The sequence below is a fragment of the Lentzea fradiae genome (assembly GCF_900100955.1).
Taxonomy (GTDB): Bacteria; Actinomycetota; Actinomycetes; order Mycobacteriales; family Pseudonocardiaceae; genus Lentzea; species Lentzea fradiae.
In genome coordinates, this window is record NZ_FNCC01000025.1 from 42990 (window position 1) to 61695 (window position 18706).

General features: G+C 70.9%; 19 protein-coding genes. 12 read left to right on the forward strand and 7 right to left on the reverse strand.

Annotation, left to right across the window (positions count from 1 at the left end; genetic code table 11):
- On the forward strand, positions 1-1221 hold the full coding sequence (locus BLT23_RS38030; protein ID WP_090059900.1) for an NAD(P)/FAD-dependent oxidoreductase: 1221 nt from the start codon (positions 1-3) through the stop codon (positions 1219-1221).
- Positions 1222-1424: 203 nt separating this feature from the next.
- Here BLT23_RS38030 and BLT23_RS38035 read toward each other — a convergent pair whose 3' ends face one another.
- On the reverse strand, positions 1425-2030 hold the full coding sequence (locus tag BLT23_RS38035) for a response regulator transcription factor (protein WP_090059901.1): 606 nt from the start codon (positions 2028-2030) through the stop codon (positions 1425-1427).
- 108 nt (positions 2031-2138) lie between these two features.
- On the opposite strand from BLT23_RS38035, the gene BLT23_RS38040 reads away from it, so the two are divergent.
- The 3 genes from BLT23_RS38040 to BLT23_RS38050 are packed head-to-tail and all read left to right on the forward strand — an operon-like array spanning position 2139 to position 4223.
- A complete protein-coding gene (locus tag BLT23_RS38040) occupies positions 2139-2726 on the forward strand; it encodes a flavodoxin family protein (RefSeq protein WP_090059903.1) in 588 nt (195 codons plus the stop codon).
- Between the two features lie 5 nt (positions 2727-2731).
- Positions 2732-3739, forward strand: coding sequence for a ketoacyl-ACP synthase III family protein (locus tag BLT23_RS38045; RefSeq protein ID WP_090059905.1), 1008 nt, complete (start codon positions 2732-2734; stop codon positions 3737-3739).
- Positions 3740-3773: 34 nt separating this feature from the next.
- The gene (locus tag BLT23_RS38050; RefSeq protein ID WP_218134005.1) at positions 3774-4223 is read left to right on the forward strand and encodes a P-loop nucleotide/nucleoside kinase family protein; all 450 of its coding nucleotides are present in this window, start codon (positions 3774-3776) and stop codon (positions 4221-4223) included.
- A gap of 10 nt (positions 4224-4233) precedes the next feature.
- Here the strand turns inward: BLT23_RS38050 and BLT23_RS38055 are convergent, their stop codons facing one another.
- The 5 genes from BLT23_RS38055 to BLT23_RS41200 form a co-directional block, all read right to left on the reverse strand.
- Positions 4234-5757, reverse strand: a complete 1524-nt coding sequence (locus tag BLT23_RS38055; RefSeq protein WP_090059909.1) for an FAD-dependent monooxygenase — start codon at positions 5755-5757, stop codon at positions 4234-4236.
- Positions 5758-6077: 320 nt separating this feature from the next.
- Positions 6078-8303, reverse strand: a complete 2226-nt coding sequence (locus BLT23_RS38060; RefSeq protein ID WP_176947136.1) for a sensor histidine kinase — start codon at positions 8301-8303, stop codon at positions 6078-6080.
- Positions 8304-8432: 129 nt separating this feature from the next.
- Positions 8433-9107 (reverse strand): hypothetical protein, encoded by a 675-nt coding sequence (locus tag BLT23_RS38065; RefSeq protein ID WP_143036190.1) that lies wholly within the window; start codon positions 9105-9107, stop codon positions 8433-8435.
- 18 nt (positions 9108-9125) lie between these two features.
- Positions 9126-11384: a TOMM precursor leader peptide-binding protein gene (locus BLT23_RS38070; protein WP_090059915.1), complete on the reverse strand. Its 2259-nt coding sequence runs from the start codon at positions 11382-11384 to the stop codon at positions 9126-9128.
- A complete protein-coding gene (locus tag BLT23_RS41200) occupies positions 11381-11557 on the reverse strand; it encodes a hypothetical protein (RefSeq protein ID WP_176947137.1) in 177 nt (58 codons plus the stop codon). The genes BLT23_RS38070 and BLT23_RS41200 overlap by 4 nt, the downstream gene beginning before the upstream one ends.
- A 209-nt stretch (positions 11558-11766) precedes the next feature.
- Between BLT23_RS41200 and BLT23_RS38075 the strand changes: the two genes are divergently transcribed.
- The 8 genes from BLT23_RS38075 (at position 11767) to BLT23_RS38110 (ending at position 18319) form a co-directional block, all read left to right on the forward strand.
- Positions 11767-12576: an AfsR/SARP family transcriptional regulator gene (locus BLT23_RS38075; protein WP_090059917.1), complete on the forward strand. Its 810-nt coding sequence runs from the start codon at positions 11767-11769 to the stop codon at positions 12574-12576.
- 162 nt (positions 12577-12738) lie between these two features.
- Entirely contained in the window at positions 12739-12990 is a 252-nt protein-coding gene (locus BLT23_RS38080; protein WP_090059919.1) for an acyl carrier protein, read from the forward strand.
- A 28-nt stretch (positions 12991-13018) separates the two neighbouring features.
- Positions 13019-13948, forward strand: coding sequence for an aromatase/cyclase (locus BLT23_RS38085; protein ID WP_090059921.1), 930 nt, complete (start codon positions 13019-13021; stop codon positions 13946-13948).
- Positions 13949-13957: 9 nt separating this feature from the next.
- Positions 13958-14146 carry a hypothetical protein gene (locus BLT23_RS38090; protein ID WP_090059922.1) on the forward strand — a complete coding sequence of 63 codons (189 nt, stop codon included), beginning with the start codon at positions 13958-13960 and terminating at the stop codon, positions 14144-14146.
- Positions 14147-14860, forward strand: coding sequence for a beta/alpha barrel domain-containing protein (locus BLT23_RS38095; RefSeq protein WP_090059924.1), 714 nt, complete (start codon positions 14147-14149; stop codon positions 14858-14860). It begins immediately after the preceding gene.
- Positions 14857-16125, forward strand: a complete 1269-nt coding sequence (locus BLT23_RS38100) for a beta-ketoacyl-[acyl-carrier-protein] synthase family protein (protein ID WP_090059926.1) — start codon at positions 14857-14859, stop codon at positions 16123-16125. Before BLT23_RS38095 ends, BLT23_RS38100 begins: the two co-directional genes overlap by 4 nt.
- The gene (locus tag BLT23_RS38105; protein WP_090059928.1) at positions 16122-17336 is read left to right on the forward strand and encodes a ketosynthase chain-length factor; all 1215 of its coding nucleotides are present in this window, start codon (positions 16122-16124) and stop codon (positions 17334-17336) included. The genes BLT23_RS38100 and BLT23_RS38105 overlap by 4 nt, the downstream gene beginning before the upstream one ends.
- A gap of 65 nt (positions 17337-17401) precedes the next feature.
- Complete coding sequence (locus BLT23_RS38110) at positions 17402-18319, forward strand: acyltransferase domain-containing protein (protein ID WP_176947138.1); 918 nt, start codon at positions 17402-17404, stop codon at positions 18317-18319.
- Positions 18320-18385: 66 nt separating this feature from the next.
- Here BLT23_RS38110 and BLT23_RS38115 read toward each other — a convergent pair.
- A partial coding sequence (locus tag BLT23_RS38115; protein WP_143036191.1) for an IS3 family transposase occupies positions 18386-18706 on the reverse strand: 321 nt, incomplete at its 5' end.

Genomic DNA, 18706 nt, shown 5'->3' on the forward strand with positions numbered 1-18706 from the left:
ATGCGCGGCGAGTCGGTAGTCGTCGTCGGGGCCGGACAGGCCGGCAGCCAGGTCGCGGTGGCCCTGCGCGAACAGGGGCACCGCGGCCCGATCACCCTCGTCGGTGACGAGCAGGCGGCGCCGTACCAGCGGCCCCCGCTCACCAAGGGCTACCTGGCGGGGGAGACCGACCTCGCCGGGCTGGTGCTGCGGCAGGACTCGTACTACGACGACCACGGCATCAAGCTCGTGCGCGGCGAGCGGGTGATCGGGGTCGACCGGCAGGCACGGGTCGCGGTGCTGGGCTGTGCCCGCACGATCCCCTACGACCACCTGGTGTTCGCGACCGGCGCCCGGCCGCGGCCGTTGCCGATCCCCGGCGCCGAGCACGTGCTGAACCTGCGCACGGTGGCCGACGCGGACGCGATCCGCGAACGGCTCGACGGGCAGATCGGGCTCGACGTCGTCGTCATCGGCGGCGGGTTCATCGGGCTCGAGTTCGCCGCCGTGGTCCGCAAGCTGCGCCACGAGGTGACCGTCGTCGAGGCGCAGTCCCAGGTGATGCAGCGGGCGGTGTCGGCGGAGACGGCGCAGCACCTCGTCGGCCGCCACCGCAGCGAAGGCGTCCAGATCCTCACCGGGACGGGCGTCGCCGCGGTCAGGGAGGGCCTGGTCGAGCTGACCGACGGGACGGTGCTCGTCGCCGACCTCGTGGTCGCGGGCATCGGCGTCGTCCCCAACACCGAGATCGCCCAGCGGGCGGGGCTCGCGGTCGACGACGGCATCGTCGTGGACGCCCACCTGCGCACCACCGACCCGCGCATCCACGCGGTCGGCGACTGCGCGCGGTTCGCGAGCACCCACGCGGGCGGCCTGATCCGCCTGGAGTCGGTGCAGAACGCCACCGACCAGGCCACCGCGGTCGCCGCGGCCATCATGGGCGGCGCGGAGCCCTACACCGCCCTGCCGTGGTTCTGGAGCGACCAGTACGACGTGAAGCTGCAGACCGCGGGCCTCACCAACGGCCACGACCGCACGGTCACCGTGGGCGACCCGGCCGAGGGCAGGTTCTCGGTGTTCTGCTTCAAGGACGAGCGGCTCATCGGGATCGAGGCGTACAACCGCCCGATCGACTTCCTGATGGGGCGCCGGATCCTGGAGAGCGGCACGGCGCTGACCCCCGACGTCGTCGCCCAGCCCGGCTTCGACCTGCGCACCAGCCAGCAGAAGAAGGCCGCCTAGTGGTGTGGCTCGCGACGTTGCCGGTGGAATTCGCGTTCAGACGGGCGGATCGTGGCGCCGCCCCCACGTCTTCGTACTGGTTGTACGGGGGCGTGGGGGCGGTGCCGCGAGGCGTCCTGCTGAGCGTGGATCACGCCGCCCACGTCGCGAGCCACACCACTGGGGTGAGGGCGTCCTCCGCATCGCCGAGGACGCCGTCCGCGTCAGAGCCAGCCGGCTTCCTCGGCGATGCGGATGGCGTCCACCCGGTTGCGGCCGTTCAGCTTCGTCATGATCGTCGTCATGTAGTTGCGGACGGTGCCGACCGACAGCGACAGGGCGACAGCGATGTCGGGCGCGTCGGAGCCGTTCGCGGCCAGGCGCAGGACCTCCAGCTCGCGGTCGGTCAGCGGGCACTCGCCGCGGTCCCACGCGGCCAGGGCCAGCTGGCTGTCCACCACGCGCTCCCCGGCGGCGACCCGGCGGATCGCGTCGGCCAGCTCCGACGGCGGCGCGTCCTTGAGCAGGAAGCCGTCCACCCGCGCGGCCAGCGCCCTGCGCAGCGTTCCCGGCCTGCCGAGCGACGTCAGCATCAACGTCCTGACCTGCGGCATCGTCTCGCGGATCGTCGTCGCGGCGCTCAGCCCGTCGAGGATCGGCAGGTCGATGTCGATCACGCAGACGTCCGGGCCGTGCTGCCGCGCCACCGGCACGATCTTGTCCCCCGAGCTGACCTCGGCCACGACCTCGATGTCCGGTTCGAGGTTGAGCAGCGCGATGAGAGCACCGCGCACCATGTGCATGTCCTCCGCGAGCAGAACCCTGATCATCGCGCCCCTCCGCGCGCCACCATATCTCCCAACGTTCATGTCGCGCTCCACGCCGCGTCAAGGCGACCCGGCCAGGGTGAAGCGAGCTGCCTCGCGAAGGGATGCGTCATGGAACGCAGCGTCAACGTGACGGTCGTGTACTACTCCTCGACGGGCACGATCCACCGGCTGGCCACGGAGATCACCGAGACAGCGGAGAAGCACGGCGCCGAGGTGCGGCTGGTGCGCGCCGCCGAGCTCGCCCCCGAGGCGGTGTGGAAGTCCCGTCCCGCCTGGGCCGCGCACCTCACCGACACGGCGGACGTCCCGATCGCGGCGGTCGACGACGTGCTGTGGGCCGACGCCGTCGTGTTCGGCACGCCGACCCGCTTCGGCAACGTGTCGTCGCAGCTCAAGCAGTTCATCGACACGCTGGGGCCGGCGTGGTTCAGCGGCCTGCTGGCGGACAAGGTGTACAGCGCGTTCACCTCCGGCGGGTCCCTGCACGGCGGCATGGAGACCACGCTCGTGTCGATCTACAACATGGTCTGCCACTTCGGCGGGATCATCGTGCCTCCCGGTGGCGACCTGAACCCCTACGGCACCTCGCACGTCCTGGGCGCGGACAACGTGCCGGTCAGCGACATGGCGTTGCAGGCTGCCCAACTGCAGGCGGAACGCGTCGTGCGCGTCGCACGCGCGCTGAAGGAGGTCTGACCGCGGTGCGAGTGAAGGATGTTTTCGTCAGCGGCAACGGCGTGCGCCTGCCGTCGACCCTGACGGTCGAGAACGCCATCGCGTCGGGGGAGTGCGAGCCGAAGCTCGTCGCGCGCACGGACGTCGAGTCCGTGTCGGTGTCCCCGCACGAGTCGGCGGCCGAGATGGCGGTCGAGGCGGCACGGGTGGCGCTCGCGCGCGCCGGCTCCGGGCCCGACGACGTCGACCTGATCCTGCACGCCACGACCTACCACCAGGGCCAGGACCTGTGGCCCGTCGGCTCCTACATCCAGCGCGAGACGGTGCGGAACTCGTGCCTGGCGCTGGAGATCCGGCAGATGTCCAACGGCGGCCTCGCCGCGATGGACCTCGCCGTGTCCTACCTGACCGCGCGGCCGGGCAGGGACGCGTTGCTGACGTCGTCCGACCGCTTCTGCCTGCCCGGCATCGACCGGTGGCGCACCGACCCCGGCACGCCCTACGGCGACGGCGCGTCGGCGATCGTGCTGTCCACCCGCGGCGGATACGCCCAGCTGCTCTCGCTGGCCATCAACGCCGACTCCGACCTCGAACCGCTGCACCGCGGCGACGTGCCGTTCGGCCTCGCGCCGTTCTCGCACCGCATCCCGGTGGACTTCGAGGAGGCCAAGCACACGTTCAGCCGCGAGTTCGGCCTCTCCTACGGCATCAACAAGGCCAACGCGGGCCAGGCCCTGGCCGTCGAGCAAGCGCTGTCCGACGCCGACATGAAGATCGGCGACGCCGACTGGGTGATCCTGCCGCACTTCGGCCGCCGCCGCCTCGACGTGAACTACCTGCGCCCGTACGACCTCGACCCGGAGCGCACCACGTGGTCGTGGAGCCGCACGGTCGGCCACCTCGGCGCGGGCGACCAGTTCGCGAGCCTCGACCACCTGGTGCAGTCCGGCAAGGCGACCTCCGGGCAGCGGATCGTCATGTTCGGCGTGGGCGCCGGCTACAGCTGGGGCTGCGCGGTGCTGGAAATGCAGTGAGTCCCTGGGAGCGTCCCGTGCCAGCATGGGACGCGTGCCCAGGCTGATCCTGCTGTGCGGCTTGCCGTGTGCCGGCAAGACCACCCTGGCCAAGCGGCTGGAGCGCGAGGTCCCCGCCGTGCGGCTGTGCCCGGACGAGTGGATCTCCGACCTGGGCGTGGACCTGTTCGACGAGGCGTTCCGGGACCGGCTGGAGCGCCGGTTCCGGCGGCTCGCCCGCGACCTGTTGCTGCTCGGTCAGGACGTGGTCCTGGAGTTCGGCTTCTGGAGCCGCGCGGAACGCGACGAGCTGCGGGACATGGCCCGCGCCCTGGGCGTCCCGGTGCAGCTGCGCTTCCTGGACGTGCCGTTCGACGAGCTGGTCCGCCGCCTGGACGTCCGCAACCGCACCGACGCGCTCGTGGTGATCACCGAGGAGCAGATGGCGGGCTACGCGCAGGTCTTCGAGGCACCCGACGAGGCCGAGCTGAGCCAGTACGACTGACCGGGGCCGGTCAGGCGGCGAGCGTCGCGGCGGGGGCGCCGAACCACCGGTGGAGCGCCTCGGCGAGCCCCTCGCCCCGGTCACCCGCCCAGGCCACGTACCCGTCCGGCCGGACCAGGAACGCCTCCGCGGGGGCGTCTTCCGCCGTGGCGGTCACCAGGTCGACCCGGTCGGTCCAGGCCGCGGCGATCCCGGCCGCGTCCCCGCCCAGGTCGACCAGCAGGGGCCTGCCCGTGCGCGCCAGCTCGGCCAGCCGGACCGGACGGCCGTCACGGGTCAGCCGCAGCTGCGGCACCCACCGCCCGGCGAGCGGGTGGTCGCCGGGGCCCGCCGTCGGGTAGCGCACGTCGGCACCGGCCAGCATCGTCGCGATCTGCCGCGTGTTCGCCGGTTCGGCCAGCAGCTCGGCGAACACCCGCCGCAGCGCGGTGACCTCTTCCCCGGGAGCGAGCAGCGCGAGCTGGGCCAGCGTGTAGACCATCATCCGGCCGCCGACGAAGTGGCGTTCCTCGTGGTAGGTGTCGAGCAGCCCGGGAGGCGCCCAGCCGCCGACCTCCGCGGCGAGCTTCCAGCCGAGGTTGGCCGCGTCCTGCAGCCCCACGTTGAGGCCGGGAGCGCCGATCGCCGAGTGCACGTGCGCCGCGTCGCCCGCGACGAACACCCTGCCCACCCGGTAGCTGCTGGCCAGCCGGGTGTTGGTGTGGCCGAGCCGCCGCAGCAGGCGCGGGCCGTCGGTGTCCGGTTCGCTCATCTCCAGCTCGCGGCCGTACACGCGGGCCACGGCCGCGCGGATCTCGTCGAACGTCACGGGCTCGTCGGCGGGCACCTCCGGCTGGTCCCACTCGATCGCGACGATCCGGTGCGAGCCGGGAAGCGCGATGGAGGCGAGCACACCGGTGTCCGTGCGGTGGTAGCTCAGGCCGCCGGGCAGGGTGTCGTCGGTGAGCAGCTCGCGCACCGAGTCCGGCACGACCACGTCCGCGGCGCGGGTCGTCATGCGGCGCGTCGTCACGCCGGGGAACTCGATGCCGGCCTGAACGCGCACGGTGCTCCACCCGCCGTCGCAGCCGACCAGGTACTTGGCCCGCAGGGTGCCGGTGGACAGCTCGACCGTCACGCCGTCGTCGTCCTGCGTGAAGCCGACGACCTCCTGGCCGCGGCGCAGGTCGGCGCCCAGGCCGAGGGCCCACTCCTCCAGCCCGGCCTCCAGGTGCCACTGCTGGATCGTGAAGCCGTACAGCGGGTTGTCCGCCCAGTCCTGCAACCGCAGCGGCATGGCGCCGTAGACGTAGGCGGGCATCGGGGCGGGCGGTGCGGAGTCGCCGCTCAGCCGCTCGTACACGCCGCGGTGGTCGAGCAGCCGGACCACCTGGCCGGTGATCCCGCCCGCCTTCGGCACCGCGGCGCGTTCCGCGGCGCGTTCGAGCACGACCGGCCGGACACCGGACAGGCACAGTTCGGCGGCCAGCATCAGCCCGACCGGGCCGGCGCCCACGATCACGACGTCGGCGGTCTCCGGTGCGGAGGGTGACATGACTGTCTCCAGGGGGTGATGGGACTTGGTCTCATCACCGTAGCAGAAGTGATGGGACAAAGTCCCATCACTGCGGGCCGTGGTCGTCTCAACAGCGTCTTCCTGAAGCGGCAAGCGGTACGTCCACAACCGCTATCCCGCCATCGCACCGCCGTGTGTCACCCACCAGCAACAGCCGACGCCTCTGCGTGACGTGGCTGTAGGACGCGGGGGCCCCGCGTCCTATGTGCGGAAACGCGGGGGCCCCGCGTGCGATGCGGGAAACACGAAAGAGAGTCGCGAGCGGACGCGTCGTTACGGACCGCACCTGTGGAGCGTGCTCAGAGGATCGGGATCTCGGCCCGCAACCGGTAGGTGTGCTCGGGCGTGAGGCCCGCCTGCAGGTCACCGCCGAGCGCGCGCACGCGGGTGGTGAGGTTGCCGATCCCGCTGCCGTCCCTGGACCTCCGCTCGTCCGACGAGATCCCGTCGTTGACGATGTCCATCGTGACGAGGTGCCGCGAGCTCTCCAGCACGATCTCGCAGCGTTCGGCCTTGCTGTGCCGCAGCAGGTTCGTCACGCCCTCGCGCAGCACGGTCGCGAGCGTCACCTTCACGTCGATGGGCAGCTGGTCGCACGCGTCGATCCGCACGACGACCTCGATGTCGGCCGCGTTCAGCAGCGCCCGCGCCGACCGGGTCTCCTCGTCGAACGACAGCTCGCGGTAGCTCAGCGCCACCGACCGCACGTCCGCGAGCGCCTGCCGGGAGATCTCCAGCACCTCGGTGAGCTCCTGCCGGGCCCGGTCCGGGTCGATGGTGAGCAACCGGTGCGTGAGCTCGCTCTTCAGCGTGATCGCGGAGAGGCTGTAGCCGAGCAGGTCGTGCAGGTCGCGGGCGAACCGCAGCCGCTCCTGCGTCACCGCCGCCGTCGCGAGCTCCTCCCGCGCCTCGTGCAGCTGGTTCACCATCGACCGCAGCCTGGTCAGCGCGTAGAGCACGAGACCGTGGTTGGTCGCGGCGAGCACGCCGTACAGCACGCCCACCACGCCCTCGCCGAGCACGGCGTAGATGACGCCCTGCAGCGCGACGACCGAGATGGCCACCGGCCACCCGGTCCTGCGGGGCAGCAGCAACGCTGCCGTCCCGGCGAGGAAGCCGGGGATGCCCGCGAGGTAGGGGTTGCCGAACGCGAACGGGGGCACGTAGACGCACACCGCCAGCGCGGCGAGGACCGCGACGCGCAGGGGCAGGCTCAGCCGGAGGTGCGGGCGGCTCACCACGCCGAGCACGATCGCGACCGTGAGGGCGATGCCGGCGACGGTCGTCCCGATGCCGACCGGCCCGATCGGGTAGTAGGTCACCAGGGTCGTCGCCATCAGGCCGTACCCGATGACCACGGCCGTGACCAGCACCTGGGCCAGCCGCGTCGCGATCAGGGGACCGGCGAGGCGCGACTGCTCCGCCGGTTGCTCCGGGGCGGGGTCGACCGGGATCTCGGCGTGCAGCCGGTAGGTGCCCCCCGGCCCGGCCCCGGCGAGCAGCGAGCCGCCGATCGCGGTGGTGCGGGTGGCGAGGTTGTTCAGGCCGCTGCCGTGCTCGGTGCCGGACTCGGCGGGGGCGCCGTCGTTGACGATGTCGATCGACGCCAGCCGGTCGTCACCGGAGATCGTGATCGTGCAGCTGGTGGCGTCGCTGTGCCGCAGCAGGTTCGTCACGCCCTCGCGCAGCACCGTCGCGAGCACCGTGCGGGAGCGCGGCGAGAGGGAGGGGTGGTCGGACTCGATCGTGGTCCGCACCCCGGCCGCGGTCAGCACCGAGCGGGCGGACTCGATCTCGTCGGACAGCGACAGCTCGCGGTAGCTCGACGCGACCGCACGAACGTCCGTCAGCGCCTCGCGGGCGATGTTGAGGATCTCGGCGAGCTCCCGCGCCGCGCGGCCGGTGTGGTCACCGATCAGCTTGCGGGCGAGCTCCACCTTCAGCGTGATCGCCGACAGGCTGAAGCCGAGCAGGTCGTGCAGGTCGCGGGCGAACCGCAGCCGCTCCTGCGACACGGCGAGGTCGGCGAGCTCGGACCGGGCCACCTCGAGCTGCTTGACCAGCGACGGGAGCCGGGACATGGCGAAGACGACCATGCCCGCCACGACGGACGACACGACGTAGTAGGCCAGCTGCGCGGGGTCTGAGACGTACTGGGCCCTGATCAGGCCGTTGCTCAGCGCCACCGCGAAGAACACGAACCACCGCAGCCGGCGGGGCAGCACCAGCAACGCGCTGCCCGCGAGGAACCCCGGCATGCCGGACCAGGCGTTCGGGAAGAAGTAGTAGGGCACGTAGACGAGCCCGGCCATCACGCCGAGCGCGGTGTACGCCTTGCCGGAGTGCAGGTCCACGCCCGACCGGCTGAACACCCTCAGCTGGAGGTAGCCGATCGTGAGCAGGCAGGCGAGCGAGCCCGCGATGCGCGCGGGGGTCGGTCCCGCCTGCAGCACGTACGAGAAGGCGTTGCCGAGGTAGTTGGCGAACACCACGCTGACGACGATGTGGGCCAAGCGACGGGACACGGACGAGTGTTCCTGTCGTAGCGTCACGGCAGCAGCTCCCACGCGAGGGTCGGGACGCGGCCATGATACGGCCGCTTCCTGCGAAATCCCGCCTTTTGGCGTCCGCGATCGGAGCAACATGGCGATGGCTCAACGCCTCGCTGTGACGACGAGCCCGGCACCCGCCAGGTAGGCGACGACGTCGGAGACGAGGGCCTTCTCCAGGTGCAGGGCCTCCGCGACCGAGGCGACCGTGGTCTCGGTGTCCAGCAACCACTTCGCGATCTCCGTCGCGGGCGCGTTGTGCAGGATCACCTGGTACTGCTGCCCCGCGCAGGCGAGCGCCTGGTCGCCGTTGAGGCGCTCGATCTCGGTGCCGCGCCGCATCGTGACGGGCTGGTCGGCGGAGATGTGCGGCAGGCCGAACACGGCGTCCCTCGTCACGGCGACGACCGACAGGATCGGCCCGGCGCCGTCGTCGAGACCGAGCGACGGCACCAGGCACCCGCCCAGCTGGTCGAGCGTGTTCTTGAGCTTGCGCCACACCAGGCACGGACCGGAGCCGGTCTTCCAGCGCACGAAGTTCTCGTGCAGCGCCGAGATGTTCTCGAGAGCCACCGGTCCGAGGCTCATCCGGTGCAACGCCTCGCGCACGAGCGGGCTCGTGTCGGCGATCTCGATCGCACCCCACCGGCCGTGCACGGTCAGGTGCTCGGCGCCTTCGTCGACGAAGGCGTCCTCCAGCAACGACCACAGCGGCCGGCCGGCCGGTACGTGCGACTGCGCGGGCACCACGGCGCCTCCGCTCTGGGCGACTGTCGTCATCACATGAACCTGCCGACATCACATGAACAACGGGATGGGGTTGAGCTCTTCGTACCTGCGCGGTCGGGGGAGTCGTCCCAGTTCTACCGGCACGTCGTAGAGGCGCCCTTGAGCGAACCTCGACCAGAAGTGCCGCAGGCCGGGCACCACGACCCGCACGACGGGCAGCCCCACGTCCGGCCGGGTCTGGTCGAGCACGAGGACCTCCATCCCGCGGGCCTCGACGGCCTCCCGGACGGCGCGGACGTCGTCGGCCAGGTCCTCGCGGTGCGCGTAGCCGTGGTGCAGGGCGTCGCGCACCGGCTGGGCCGGGTCGGGGGAGAGCCACGCGTGGTCCGCGAGCCTCGCGTTCTCGAACCAACTGCGGATGTCGGTGTCCAGGGTGTGCGGGTCGACCGTCCCGCACACCATCGGCATGCACTGGTTGAGCTCGGTGAGCGCCCGGCGCGCGGCGATCCGCGGGTCCAGGTGCGCGCCGCAGCCCAGCACGATGTCCTCGCGCGGGCCGCCGGTGCGGCGGGAGACCGCGACCACCACCGGCACGCCGAGGTCCGCCGTGACGTCGAGCAGCCACACCTCGCGGCCGAGCCCCGCGTGGACCTCGCGGTTGCGGGTGATCCACGGGTCCCCGAACGAGTCCTGGTCGAGGCCCGGCACCGGGGTGCGGTTGTACCACCAGATGGCGACCGCGTCCCGTTCGACGAGCTCCAGAAGCCCTTGCAGCACGGCGTCCTCGAGGCTGCTGCCGGCCGCGCACCCGTTGGAGTTGGCTGTGACGCTCGGCGGGCAGGGGGCGCCGAAGTACAGCATTCCGGTGGGCAGGAACCTGTGCCGCCGCTCGGTGAGCGACCACAGCGGGGTCCAGTCGATCACCTCGTCCTCGTCGAACGGGGTGGCGACGTGCTGGAATCTCGAATGCGCCGCGTTCCACTCCTCGCGGCCCGCGAACTGCCGGGGGTGGTACTGCTGCACGGCGTCGGGGTGGATCGCGTCCGCCAGCGAGCGGTAGCTGGAGCGGACGCGGGCCTCGTCGCCGAAGAACGCGCCACTGCTGCGTTCCACGGCCTCGCACAACGCGCCGACCTCCGCGTCGAGCGGGGTGACGCCCTTGCCGCCGGTGTCCGCGCGCAACGCCGACCGCAGCCCCTCGACCCCTTGCCCCGCGGCGATGTTCGCCCCGGAGCGGAAGGAGTTGAAGAACTCGGGACCGCGGTGGTCGCGGCGGATCTCCTTCACGATCCCGGTCACCGGGCCGACCAGGTGCCGGTAGGTGTCGAGCACCTCCTGCGGCGACGACGACCGGTGGCCGCCGCCGTCGCAGGGGTGTTTCACGCGACTGACGAGTTCGACCGGCTCGAACGCCCTGCGCGCGACAACACCGGGGTCACCGCAGCCGGGGCACTGGGGACGGACCCGCACCTCGTGCTGCTCGACCTTCATGGTCAGGCTGTCGTAGCTCCAGATGGACCGCTGCGCGTCCTGGCGGATGCCCGCCAGCCACTTCGCGGTCTCCACCGAAGCGATCTCCAGTGCCATCGCGGTGAGCGACGGCAGTCCGATGAGCGGCCGCGGCGCGGGACCCCGTTGCCCGCACCGCCTCCGCACGTGCGCCTCGGCCTTGCGGTTCGCCGAGAGCCGCGCCGCGAGGCACCGCCAGCACGGGCCGTCGTCGCCGGGGGTGAAGAACGGGCCGACGCACACCTCCACGCCCACGGGCTTCACCAGCAGCCAGGGCCTGCCGGCCGCGCGGTGCGCGTCGTCGATGTCGCGCAGCTCGGGTGCCAGGTGGTCGGCACACGCCACGACCGTCAGGTCACCACTCCCCGAGGTGACCGTGATGTCGTTGCGCTGCAAAGCTTCCACGATCGGCTCGCGGTCGATGTCCCCGATGGCGACCACGGAGACCAGCGACGTCGTTGTCGCCGCCACCGCGTCCGCGGGGTCGAGGCCGGTCGCGTCCCAGTACGCGAGCGTGGCCTCGGTGGTGGCCGAACCGTCCTCCTCGCAGCGCCGCCCGATCAGACCGGCGGCGGCGAGCTTGGTGAGCATCCGGCTGACCACGTCCTCGGTCAGACCGGCGGGCAGGTCGCGCAGCACCGCGGCGAGGTCGCGGGTGCCGTCGAGCAGCGGTGCCAGCGACTCGACGTGGGCGCCCTGGATCGCGGTGACCCCGGACTCGCCGATCAGGTACACGGCCTCGCCCCGCACGATCTGCGGGCGCAGGTGGCGGCGGAACCCGATGGGGTGCTCGTCCGGCTCGGCCAGTTCGGGCTTCATGCGGCGAGCACTCCCTCGTCCGCGCGGTACGTGCCGGGGCTGCACGTCGTCCAGGTGATGTCGATGAACCAGTCCATCGACGCCTCACGGTCGAAGCGGTAGATCTTCATGTCGTCGGATTCGTCCTGGAGAGCGGGGACAGCGGCCAGGTGCTGGAAGGTCTTGGCGGACATCTGCAGCTCCGATGTTTGTTTTCGGTTGACCTGGGTAATCATGCGGATCTGCGCTAATGGCCCGGTAGTTACCGGCTAATGCGAGCCGGTATGAAGTTTTCATACCCGCCGCGGGCAGAACTCACCTGACATCGATGGCCTGTGCACTAACGCCCCCGCGTTGGTCCGAGCAGACTAATGAGGTGCTCGGAACCGAAGGAGGGGTCGCGATGCAGATCAAGGTCCTGGGGCCCGTCGAGGCCAAGGTGAACGGTCGCTCGGTGACGCCCACCGCGGCCAAGCCGAGGCAGATCCTCGCGCTGCTCGCGCTGCACTCCGGGCAGGTCGTGTCCGTCCCCACGCTGATCGAGGAGCTGTGGGGCGACCGCCCGCCGCGCAGCGCCCGCACCACCCTGCAGACCTACATCCTCCAGCTGCGCAAGCTGATCGGCGACGCGCTGTCCGCCTCCGGCGCCACCGGCGCGAAGGAGGTGCTGGTCACCCGCTACGGCGGCTACCTGCTCGACGTGCCGCCCGAGGCCGTCGACGTGCACGAGTTCGACCGCCTCGCCCGCGCCGGCCAGCAGGCGAGCGAGGTCGAGGACTACCCGTCGGCCTCGCGGCTGCTGCGCCAGGCGCTCGACATGTGGCGCGGCCCCGCCGTCGTGGACGTGCGGCCGGGAATGCCGCTCGGCATCGAGGTCGTGCGCCTGGAGGAGGCCCGCCTCGGCGTGCTGGAGTCGCGCATCGACGCGGAGCTGCGGATGGGCAAGCACAAGGCGCTGCTCAGCGAGCTGTCCGTGCTCACCGTGCAGAACCCGATGAACGAGAACCTGTGCGCGCAGTACATGATCTCGCTGTTCCGCGCGGGCCGGCAGTGGCAGGCGCTCGACGCGTTCAAGGCGTTGCGCAACACGCTGATCGAGGAGCTCGGCGTCGAGCCGTCGTCACGCCTGCAGACGTTGCAGCACGCCATCCTCACGTCCGACCCGCGCCTGGACAGCGCGGAAACCCGCCAGCTGCAAAGACTTCTCGCCTGAACCGAGGCTCCAGCGGCCCCCGTCACACTGTGGCGGGGGCCGTTCTCCTTTGTGTCGCAACGGTTTCTTCGAGGACATCTCCAGTGGCTTACAGGCGTGCGCTGGCAACCTCGTCCTCGTGGGCGCGCGAGAACTCGCCCGCTGGAGGAAAGGAAGCGAACCGTGAGCGCACTGACCATCGAGGGCCTCAAGGAGATCCTCAACGAGGCCGCGGGCGACGACGACTCGTTCAAGCCCGGCCAGGACATCCTCGACATCCCGTTCCTCGAGCTGGGCTTCGACTCCCTCGCCCTGCTGGAGACGGTCGCGCTGATCAAGCGCAAGCACGGTGTCGCCATCGCCGACGACGAGATGGCGTACATCGAGACGCCCCGTCAGCTGCTGGACAAGGTCAACGGACAGATCGCGGCCTGACGCCGGCGACTCGGGAACGGAGACGGACATGACGCACACCACCACGCACACGGTCATGGTCGGGGCTCCCGCCAAGGTGGTGTACGACCTGGTCGCGGACGTGACGACCTGGCCGTACATCTTCGGACCCACGGTGCACGCCGAGGTGTTCGAACGGGACGGTTCGACGGAGCGGTTGCGGCTGCACGCGTTCGCCAACGGTGACGTGCGCACGTGGACGTCCCGACGCGAGCTCGACCCCGCGAACCTGCACATCTCCTTCGAGCAGGAGCGCACCGCGGCGCCGGTGAAGACGATGGGTGGGGAGTGGCGGATCGTCCCGATCGCCGACTCGGCGACGCGGGTCGATCTGCTCCACCACTTCACCGCCGCCCAGCCGGAGGCGGTCGACCTCATCCTGAACGCCGTCAACAACAACAGCGACGCCGAGCTGGCCGCGCTCAAGCGGGCGGCCGAGTACGGCGACGAGTACGACAAGCTGGTGCTGTCGTTCTCCGACAGCATCACGATCAACGCGAGCCGCAAGGACGTCTACGAGTTCCTGTACCGGTCCGACCTGTGGCCCGAGCGCCTGCCGCACGTGGCGCGCCTGGACCTCACGGAGGCCGTCACCGGGGTGCAGTCCATGGAGATGGACACCCGCAGCCCGGACGGGTCGATCCACACCACGCACTCGGTGCGGGTCTGCACCCCCTACGAGGGCATCGTCTACAAGCAGACGCACACACCGCCGATCATGGCGGCGCACGTCGGCCGGTGGACGTTCCGGGACCTCGCCGACGGCACCGGCATCGAGGCGACCTCGCACCACACGGTCGTCATCCGGCCGGAGGTCGTCCCCGAGGTGCTGGGGGCGGACGGGACGGTCGACCGCGCCCGCGAGCTCATCCGGCACGCCCTGGGGACCAACAGCCTCACGACCCTGCGGCACGCCAAGGAATTCGCTGAGAACGGGTGAGGTGGAGCGATGGGGTTGAGTGGCGCGGACTTGCTCACCGCCGCTGCACGCGCTGCAAGCCGCAACGGGCTCTACGTCGTGTCGATGTACCTGGAGAAAGCCGCGGTCGACCACCAGCGCAAGGGATGCCCGTCCTCGGACGTGGCGCCCTGCGCGTACGAGATCGAGGCTTCCCGAGTGCTGCTGTCGGGGTTCTAGATGAAGCTCTACGACATCTCGCTGCGCCGCACCGGTCCGTCCACATCGGACAGACTGGCCGCGGCGCGGCGCCTCGACGCGCTCGGGGTCGAGTTCGTCGACGGGGGACGGCCACCACGGTCGTTCTACCACCGGGCGGCGGCCGAGCTCAGGTTGCGCACCGCCACCCTCATCGCCTCAGGAGGCGCGGAGAACCTCACCGCGCTGCTCGCCACCGGCACCCCCGCGGTGGCGGTGATCGTGCAAGGGCACGGCCTCTCGCTGGTCGCGGAAGCCGTGCGCCGACTCGTGCGCGCCGAACGACGGGTCCTCGTCGAGGCGCGGAACTTCTTCGACGGCTGGCTGGCCGACCCCGAACACGCTTTGGAGGTCGTCCTGACCGCCGCGGAGGCAGGAGCGGAGACCGTGGTGCTGCACGACACAGCGGGCCGGCTGTGGCCCGACCAGATCGGCGAGATCGTCGCGACGGTCGCGGACACGGGCGTGCCACTGGGATTCGGATGTCACGACGACGGCGGTTCGGCGGCGAGGCAGCTGCTCGCGGCCGAGGCGGGGGCGGGCCTCGTGCAGGGGTCCTACGCCGTCGTTCGAGGTGGTCTCGATCGGGTCGATCCACCATCGGTTCATTCGGCAGAAACAGGTGTCGCTCCCGTGCCCTGTCCGAGATTGGAGCAGACCGTGTCCGCACAGAAGGCGATTGGAGGTGTCCGATGAGTCGTCGCGCCGTCATCACCGGGGTGGGCGTGGTCGCACCTGGTGGCATCGGAACGAAGGCGTATTGGAAACTGCTGTCCGAAGGGCGTACGGCGACTCGCAACATCACGCACTTCGACGCGTCTCCGTACCGCTCCCGCATGGCGGGTGAAGCAGACTTCGACCCCGTGCGCGAAGGACTTACGCCGCAGGAGATCCGCAGGCTCGACCGGGCCGCGCAGTTCGCGGTCGTGGCGGGCCGCGAGGCGATGTCCGACTCGGGCATCGAGTTCGACCAGCTCGACCCCGGCCGCATCGGTGTCTCGCTCGGCACCGCGGTCGGCTGCACGACCTCGCTGGAGCGCGAGTTCATCGTCGGCTCCGACCGGGGCAAGTACTGGGAGGTCGACCAGTCCTACGCCGTGCCGCACCTCTACGACTACTTCACGCCGTCCTCGATGGCGACGGAGCTGGCGTGGACGGTCGGCGCGGAAGGCCCGGTCTCCGTGGTCTCCACGGGCTGCACCTCCGGGCTCGACTCGGTCGGCTACGCCGCCGAGCTGATCATGGAGGGCTCCGCGGACGTCGTCGTCACCGGCGGCACCGAGGCCCCGCTCTCCCCGATCACCGTGGTGTGCTTCGACGTGATCCGCGCGTCGAGCACCCGCAACGACGACCCCACCACCGCGTGCCGGCCGTTCGACAAGACCCGTGACGGCCTGGTGCTCGGCGAGGGCTGCGCGATCATCGTGCTCGAGGAGCTGGAGCACGCACGGGCGCGCGGCGCGCACATCTACGGTGAGATCGGCGGCTTCGCCTCGCGGTGCAACGCCTACCACATGACGGGCCTGCACCCCGAGGGCATCGAGATGTCCGACGCCATCAACATCGCGCTGAAGCAGGCGCGAGCGGACGCCACGGACGTCGGCTACATCAACGCGCACGGTTCGGGAACCAAGCAGAACGACCTGCACGAGACGGCCGCCTTCAAGCGTTCGTTGGGTGCGCACGCCTACAAGACCCCGGTCTCCGGCTTCAAGTCGATGATCGGGCACTCGCTGGGCGCGATCGGGTCCCTGGAGATCGTCGGCTCGCTGCTCGCGTTCGAGCAGGACCTCATCCCGCCGACGGCGAACCTGCACGAGCCGGACCCCGAGTGCGACCTCGACTACACGCCGCTGGTCGCCCGCGAGAAGAAGGTCAACACCGTGCTCACCGTGGGCAGCGGATTCGGTGGATTCCAGAGCGCCATGGTGCTCAAGAAGGTGGAAGGGGCAGGCCGGTGACTCGTGCGGTGGTGACGGGAATCGGCATCGCGTCGCCGAACGGGCTGGGGCCGACCGCGTACTGGCGGGCGACCCTGCACGGGGAGGCGGCGATCAGGCCGATCACCCGGTTCGACAGTGCCAACTACTGGGCGAAGATCGCCGGTGAGGTGCCGGGCTTCGAGGCAGGCCGGCACCTGCAGGGCCGGCTGCTGCCGCAGACGGACCACATGACGCGGCTGACGCTGGTGGGCACGGACTGGGCGTTGCGCGGCGCGGGTGTGCAGCCGAACGACATCCCCGACACCGACATCGCGGTGATCACCGCGGCGACGGCGGGCGGGTACGAGTTCGGCCAGCGGGAGCTGCAGAAGCTGTGGCACCAGGGCCCGGAGTACGTCTCGGCGTACCAGTCGTTCGCGTGGTTCTACGCGGTCAACACGGGCCAGATCTCCATCCGCCACGGCACACGCGGCCCCGGCGCGGTGGTGGTGTCCGAGCAGGCCGGTGGCATCGACTCCATCGGCCACGCCCGGCGCCAGCTGCGCAAGGGCGTCCAGCTCGCCCTCACCGGCGGCATGGACTCCTCGCTGTGCCCGTGGGCGTGGGTCGCCCACCAGGCGTCGGGTTGCCTGTCCCGCAACAACAACCCGAAGCGCGCCTACCTGCCGTTCGACCGCGACGCCTCCGGGTACGTCGCGGGCGAGGGCGGCGCGATCATGGTGGTCGAGACGCCGGAGTCGGCGGCGGGCCGCCCGGGAACGCGCATCTACGGCGAGATCGTCGGGTACGCCTCGACGTTCGACTCGAAGATGCCGTCGCGGGAGCCCGGCCTCAAGCGGGCGGCGGAGCTCGCGCTGCGCGACGCCGGCATGGACGCCTCCGAGATCGACGTGGTGTTCGCCGACGCGGCGGGCATCCCCGAGCTCGACAAGGCGGAGGCCGACGCGATCAAGGCGATCTTCGGCCCGTACGGCGTGCCGGTGACGGCGCCGAAGACGATGACGGGCCGCCTGTTCGCCGGTGGCGGCTCCCTCGACGTGGCGTCGGCGATCCTCTCCATCTACTGGAGCGCGATCCCGCCGACCATCAACGTCGAGAACCCGGTGCCGGAGTACGAGATCGACCTCGTGATGAACGAGGCGCGGCACGGCAAGGTGAAGGCCGCGCTGGTGCTCGGACGCGGCAAGGGCGGCTTCAACTCCGCCATGGTGGTTCGCGAGTACAGGTGATGTCGGGCCTCGAGGGCCGCGAAGGGAACCCTTCGCGGCCCTCGAGCCGTTTCTGGAGGCTTTCTGTGGACGTAGCACTGATGTTTCCCGGGCAGGGGTCGCAGTACCCGCGCATGGCGGCGTCCCTGTACGGCACGGACGCCGTGTTCACCTCGGTGGTCGACGAGGTGTTCGAACTGTTCGGCGAGGTCGGCGCGGTCGCCTGCGCCGACTGGCTGGCGGGCGACGACATCGACCACGTCTCCCGCGCGCAGCCGCTGCTGTTCGCGGTCGACTACGCCCTGGGCCGCACCGTCCTGTCGTGGGGCGTGCGGCCCGTCGCGTTGATCGGGCACTCCGCCGGTGAGGTCGTCGCGGCGACCCTGGCGGGCGTGTTCACGCTGGAGGAGGCCGTCTCCCTGGTGCGCGACCGGGTGCTCTCGGCGGTGCCGATCCCGTCCGGCGGCATGCTGGCCGTGGCGGCCTCCGAGGCGGACCTGGTGCCGTACCTGGAGGGCGACGTCGCCATCGCCGCCGTCAACTCCGCCCGGCAGACCATGCTGGCGGGCTCCGACGAGCCGCTGGCGCGCGTGCGGGCCCGGCTGGAGGCCGACGAGTACATCGTCGTGACGGTGCCGGCGTCGACGCCGTTCCACAGCCCGGCGATGCAGCCCGCCGTGGACGAGGCGCTGGCGACGTGGAGCGCGTCACCGCTGCCGCCCAGGATGCCCGTCTACTCCGGTTACACGGGCAAGCTGATGACCGCGGAGGACGCGCTGTCCGCGCGGTTCTGGACACGGCAGCTGACCGACGCCGTCTACTTCGGACCTGCGCTGAACGAGCTCGTCGCCATGTACGACGTCCTGCTGGTGGAGGCCGGTCCCGGCCAGACGCTGACGTCGTTCGCGCGCCGCACCAAGGCCGTGCGGTCCGGTTCCTCGCAGGTGCTGCCGTTGCTCGACGCCTCGGACACCATCGAGACGGCCCGCGCCCGGCTGACCTGACCGCACGTGAAGGGCCGCCCTCCGCGATTGAACTGGGCCCCGAAAGTTGGACTGGCTAACTGAAGGTTAGGCCGCGAGGGCCTGGGCTCGGTATTCGACCGGGCTCAGGCCCTCGAGCGTGGTGGAGATGCGGGTGGTGTTGTACCAGCTGATGTAGTCGTCCAGTGCCGCGGTGAACTCCTCGACGGTGTCGAACCTGTTGTGGTGGAACAGTTCTGCCTTCAGGTGGCCGAAGAAGTTCTCGGCCATCGAGTTGTCCAGGCAGTTGGCCCGCCGTGACATCGACTGGGTCAGGCCCGCGTCGTCGAGCAGGGTGCGCCAGGAGGCGTGCTGGTACTGAAAGCCCTGGTCGGAGTGCACCAGCGGTGTGGCGCCGTCGGGCAGGGT